Here is a 6,026-nt window from a genome sequence, read left to right as displayed (position 1 = left end):
GCTGAAGATCTCGCGGCTGCGCATCCAGAATTCCGGCTCGGTGCCGGCGCGGCTGCGTGTCTATGCCTATGCCGAATGGGTGCTCGGCGGGCACCGGTCGCGCACTGCGGCAACCATCGTCCCGTCGCGGGATGCCGCCAGCGGGGCGCTGCTGGCACAAAACCCCTACGGGCTGGATTTCGGCGAGCGCGTTGCATTCCTCGCGGCTGACGGCGGCGTTCATTCGGTGACGACAGACCGGACGGAGTTCCTGGGCCGGCATGGCTCCAGCGAGCTGCCGCAGGCGGTGCTGAGTGGTGCAGCGCTGTCTGGCCGTGTCGAGGCCGGCGACGATCCATGCGCGGCGATTGCCCGCGACGTCGAGATCCCGGCTGGCGGCGACGTGACGCTGCTCTGGCTGCTCGGTGACGCCGAGTCCGCCGAGGAGGCGAGCGCGCTGGTGCAGGAGCATAAGGTCAAGGACTTCGACCAGCGGTTGGCCGACAATGAGCGCGAATGGCGCGGCTTCCTCGACACCATCCAGGTCGAGACGCCTGACAAGGCGCTCGACGCCATGGTCAATCACTGGCTGCCCTATCAGAGCCTGGCCTGCCGCATCCGTGCCCGCTCCGCCTTCTATCAGGCCAGCGGTGCCTTCGGCTTCCGCGACCAGTTGCAGGATACGCTGGCGCTGCTGGCGCATGACCCGCAACTGGCGCGCGACCAGATCCTCAATGCGGCACGGCGGCAGTTCCCCGAAGGCGACGTGCAGCACTGGTGGCTGCCGCGCACGGGTGCTGGCGTACGCACGCTGATCTCCGATGACGTGGTCTGGCTTGCCCACGCCACGGCGCGCTATTTGCTGGTCACCGGCGATGCCACCATCCTCAAGGAGCAATTGGCGTTCATCGATGGACAGCCGCTGGGCGAGGGCGAACACGATGCCTTCTTCACCCCGGAAATCTCGCAGAAGACGGCGTCGCTCTACGACCATTGCGCGCGTGCGCTCGATCTCGCCATCAAGCGCAGCAGCCCCGCGGGCCTGCCGCTGATCCTCGGCGGCGACTGGAACGACGGCATGAACCGCGTTGGCGAGCACGGCAAGGGCGAGAGCGTCTGGCTCGGCTGGTTCCTGCTGAAGACGCTGGGCGATTTCGCCCCCGTCGCCAAGGCCGAGGGCGATGCCAAGCGAGCACAGGCCTGGGCAAAGCATGCCGATGTGCTGAAGCGGGCGCTTGAGAGCACCGCATGGGACGGCGAATGGTACCGGCGCGGCAGTTTCGACGACGGCACCCCTTTGGGGTCTCGCAACTCGCAGGAGTGCAAGATCGACTCGATCGCCCAGTCCTGGAGCGTGCTTTCGGGAGAGGGCGATCCGGCACGGTCGACCACCGCGATGGAGCAAGCAACGAAGCTGCTTGTGGACGACAAGCTGAAGATCGTCAAACTGTTCACGCCGCCCTTCTCGAAGACGGAGAAGGACCCGGGTTACATCAAGAGCTATCCGCCCGGCGTGCGCGAGAATGGCGGCCAGTACACCCATGCCGCCACATGGTTCGTCATCGCGCTCGCCGAGATGGGGCAGGTCGACGAGGCCTATCGCTGTTTCTCGATGCTGAACCCCGTCAACCATGCGACCGACGAGGCCACGGCCGAGCACTATCGTGTCGAGCCCTATGTCGTGGCGGCCGATATCTATGCCGGGGACGACACTGCCGGCAACGGCAAGGGCGGCCGTGGCGGCTGGACCTGGTACACCGGCTCTGCCGGCTGGCTCTACAGGGCTGCTGTCGAAGGCATCCTGGGCATCGAGCGGCGCGGCAAGCGTGTCCAGTTCAAGCCGAAGCTGCCGAGCCACTGGGACGGCTACTCGGCAAATCTCAAAATGCTGGGGGCGGAACTCAAGGTTCGCGTCATCCGCGACAATAAGGCCAAGGCCGTGTCGCTGGAGGTGAATGGGACAAAGGCCAAGGGTTCGGCAGTCGAACTGAAGGACGGCGAAGTTGCCGAGGTGGTCATCCGGATCCCGGCTTGATGCATGTGCTCAAAAACTATGCGCTCGGGCCTGGGATCCGGGGCGCGACTTTTGCCGCCGCGGCGGGATGAGAGGCACCGTCCCGCCTGGCGTTGCCGCCTGCCGATTGAAGGACATGCCACCGAGGAGTGCATGAAATCAAAGGCTTGAGGCGTCCGATAGGGGGCGCCACGAGCAGTGAGAGTTGGCCCTTCCTTCGCATGGAGGGGCATCATGCAGCTTTGTTTCGTTCTATACTTCACTGAAGGCGATTTCGGCCTTAGTCATCCGTCCGACATTGTTGCTGACTAAAATTGTGGCAGCACGTGCCAACTGCCATGATTTCGCCGCATGCCTGACATTTTACCTGTCTTCTCAAACCGTTAGGTGATCACGGCAGATTTCGGAACGTCGCCATCTTTTGTTCGCTCTAAGGGAACTGAAGGGGTACACGGCCATTGTTTTGCGACGTATCAACCGGTACGAATAAAATGATGCAGTGCACAATAAACAGCGTGGCGGAGTAACTGGGGTGACCCTTCTGCAAATCTACTGGCGAGCTCTCGGTTATCTGGCCGCGGACAGGAAACGCGTTGCGTTGATCTGTTCGGCCAACGTGGCTCTCGCCATCGTAGCGCTTCTCGAGCCGATTATGTTCGGTCGCGTCATCGGCGCCATCTCCGAGCGTGGCTCTGTCTTCACCACGCTGGTCATGTGGGCCGGTCTCGGCGCCTTCAACATCGTTGCTTTCGTCATGGTGGCGCGCGGCGCTGACCGTTTTGCCCATGCCCGGCGCAGCGAAGTGCTTTGCGAGTCCTTCGAGCGCGTGATCACCATGCCGCTCGCCTGGCACCATCAGCACGGCACCTCCAATGCGCTGCATACGATGCTGCGCGCCGTCGAAACCCTGTTCAGCCTTTGGCTCGAATTCATGCGCCAGCATCTGTCCACGGCTGTCGCCCTCGTACTGCTGGTTCCGACCGCGATCAGCATGGACCTGCGCATGTCGCTGGTGCTGCTTGGCCTCGGGCTGCTCTATGTCGGCATCGGCCGGATGGTCATGCGCCGCACCAAGGCGGGCCAGGCCGCGGTCGAGCGCCACTACCACAAGGTGTTCGCGCATGTGACCGACTCGGTCAGCAACGTTGCGGTGCTGCAGAGCTACAATCGCCTCGGCCACGAGGCCGATACGCTGCGCCGCTACGTTAAGAACCTGCTCGACGCGCAGAACCCTGTTCTCGACTGGTGGGCGCTGGCCAATGCCTTGCACCGTCTGTCATCGGCAATCTCGATGCTGATCGTGTTGTCGATCGGCTCCTATCTCGTCACTCGTGGTCAGTTGGGTGTCGGCGACGTCATTGCCTTCACCGGTTTTGCCACGATGCTGATCGCTCGCCTCGACCAGATGTCGGCTTTCGCAAACCAGATTTCCGAGGCCCGTGCCAAGCTCGAGGATTTCTACCATCTCGAGGACTCCGCGGCTGATGCCGCCGAGCCGGACGGCCTGCGCGATCTTGCCAACGTCACCGGCCATGTCCGCTTCGAGAATGTCGGCTTCGAATTCGCCAATTCCGGCCAAGGCATCGACGACGTGTCCTTCGAGGTGCAGGCCGGCCAGACCGTCGCCATCGTGGGCCCGACGGGCGCCGGCAAGACCACGCTCATCAACCTGCTGCAGCGTGTCTTCTCGCCGTCCCATGGCCGTATCCTGATCGACGGCATCGACACCCGCACCGTGACCCGCAAGTCGGTGCGCCATTCGATTGCCACCGTGTTCCAGGATGCTGGGCTGCTCAACCGCTCGATCGAGGACAACATCCGTGTTGGCCGCGCCGATGCAAGCAATGACGAGATCCATGCCGCCGCCAATGCGGCTGCCGCACAGGACTTCATCCTGTCGAAGAGCAATGGTTACGACACGGTGGTTGGCGAACGTGGCGGGCAGCTCTCGGGCGGCGAACGTCAGCGCATCGCCATTGCCCGCGCCGTGCTGAAGGACGCACCGATCCTGGTGCTCGACGAGGCGACCAGCGCGCTCGACGTCGAGACCGAGGACCGCGTCAAGGAAGCGATCGACGAGCTGCGCCGCGACCGCACGACCTTCATCATCGCCCACCGCCTGACCACCGTTCGCGACGCCGATCTGGTCGTGTTCATGGACAAGGGCAGGGTGGTCGAGATGGGCGGCTTCACCGAGCTGTCGCTGCGCAATGGCCGCTTCGCCAGCCTGCTGCGCGCCGGCGGCCTGCTCAACGACGAGGAGGTTCGCCGCCTCAGCCGCACCGTGCAGCAACAGCAGGAAGCGGCTGCCTGAGCCTCTTTCTTTTACCTCCCCCTTGTGGGGAGGTCGGACCGTAGGTCCGGGTGAGAGTACAGGCACGGCCGCCCCAATTGCGTCTGCGACACCACCGCTCGATTGCCCCAAACGCGTTGGCGGTTTATGTAGAACCGCATGAGCGACACGACTTCACGCCTGACCGGCTGGATGGATCTCGCCAACCCGACGCGCTTCGTCGGGCTGGCGGACAAGGTCGTGCCATGGCTGGCCACGATCGCCACACTGATCCTCGCCGTGGGGCTCTATATGAGCTTCGCCGCGCCTGAGGATTTCCAGCAGGGCATCACCGTCCGCATCATGTATATCCACGTGCCTTTCGCCTGGCTCGCCATGATGTGCTACACGCTGATGGCGGTCTCGGCGCTCGGCACGCTCGTCTGGCGGCATCCGTTGGCCGATGTCGCGCTGAAATCCGCAGCGCCCATCGGCGCCGTCTTCACCGCGCTGGCGCTGATCACCGGTTCGATCTGGGGCAAGCCGATGTGGGGCACCTGGTGGGTCTGGGATGCTCGGCTGACTTCGGTGTTCGTGCTGCTCCTGATGTATCTCGGCATCATCGCGCTGACCCGCGCGCTCGACGATGCCAGCCGCGCCGCCTGGGCCGCGGCCATCATCACGCTGGTAGGCTTCATCAACATCCCGATCATCAAGTTCTCGGTCGACTGGTGGAACACGCTGCATCAGCCGGCCTCGGTGTTCCGCATGGGCGGCTCCACCATCGACCCCAGCCTGCTATGGCCGCTGCTGGTGATGGCGCTCGGCTTCACCGTGCTGTTCTTCGCGCTGCACCTGATGGCGATGCGCACCGAAATCCGCCGCCGCCGGGTGATTGCCATGAGACGGGTCGCGGCTAGGCAGGCAGAGAGACGCGATTAGGTTTCCCCCTCTCGCCGCTCGAATTGCGACCAGCAGCAACCTTACTCCTGCTTTCGCCTGAACAATGCTGCTGTGTTGCTGTATAGCAACGAGGTGTCCCAAAAGGTCGCCTCGACTTCGTCCGTCCGTTGACATCTTCCCCTGAGCCGAGCTGAGTGCCATTCAGTGTTATTGAGCGGGGAATCGACGATGAAACTGCGTTTGCTGGCTGGGGTATCGATACTCGCATTGGGGCTTGGCTGGAGTTCGGCGCACGCCGCCGATGCTGTCGTCGACGCCCCGAGGGCCGAGGATCTCTGGTATGTCACACTGTTTGGTGGCGCCAGTTTCCCCAATGATGTGAAGACGGACTACGATGGTTCTCGGTATTCAGTCGATCTTAATACTGGCTTCGTGATCGGCGGTGCTGTCGGTCGGCGCATCAACGATGTGTTTCGTGTCGAAGGCGAATTGTCCTACGCGCGCTACAAAGCAAGTTCTTTTAGCGGCAGTTACGACGGTGTTGTCTTCAACTCAGGCGATGCGGCCGGCAATTTGTCAGCGACCTATCTGCTCGCCAATGTCTGGGCCGACGTTGCGCATTTTGGCGATGCCAAGCTCTATGTCGGCGGCGGTATCGGCGCAGCTTATGTTACCGCCGATACCCATTTTGACGGTGACGACTTTGGATATGGGCCTGGCGGCTGGGGTTTCGCCGGCCAGTTGGGAACCGGTGTCACCTATGCGGTGACGCAGAATGTCGACCTCGATTTCGGCTATCGCTTCAAGGCCGTCTCCAACGTCGATCTGGACGACAATGACGGCAGCAATACCTACAAG

At 62.9% G+C, this 6,026-nt stretch carries 4 protein-coding genes; all 4 read left to right on the top strand.

Annotated elements, in window-relative coordinates:
* A partial coding sequence (locus EN984_RS19375) for a glycosyl hydrolase family 65 protein (protein ID WP_348630233.1) occupies positions 1-2,014 on the top strand: 2,014 nt, incomplete at its 5' end.
* Positions 2,015-2,525: 511 nt separating this feature from the next.
* Positions 2,526-4,307 carry a glucan ABC transporter ATP-binding protein/ permease gene (locus tag EN984_RS19370; protein ID WP_127267279.1) on the top strand — a complete coding sequence of 594 codons (1,782 nt, stop codon included), beginning with the start codon at positions 2,526-2,528 and terminating at the stop codon, positions 4,305-4,307.
* A gap of 138 nt (positions 4,308-4,445) precedes the next feature.
* The gene (locus EN984_RS19365; protein ID WP_127267278.1) at positions 4,446-5,207 is read left to right on the top strand and encodes a heme ABC transporter permease; all 762 of its coding nucleotides are present in this window, start codon (positions 4,446-4,448) and stop codon (positions 5,205-5,207) included.
* Positions 5,208-5,378: 171 nt separating this feature from the next.
* Positions 5,379-6,026 (top strand): acyloxyacyl hydrolase (locus EN984_RS19360; RefSeq protein WP_245480084.1); only part of this gene is annotated, 648 nt, incomplete at its 3' end.

The organism is Mesorhizobium sp. M7A.F.Ca.CA.004.12.1.1 (genome assembly GCF_003997835.1).
Classification (GTDB): domain Bacteria; phylum Pseudomonadota; class Alphaproteobacteria; order Rhizobiales; family Rhizobiaceae; genus Mesorhizobium.
Note: the sequence above shows the minus strand (reverse complement) of the source record. Positions and strands in the feature narration are given on the sequence as shown.

Coding starts and splice junctions, on each gene's coding strand:
- EN984_RS19365 (WP_127267278.1), top strand. CDS start 4,446: ATGAGCGACACGACTTCACGCCTGACCGGCTGGATGGATCTCGCCAAC.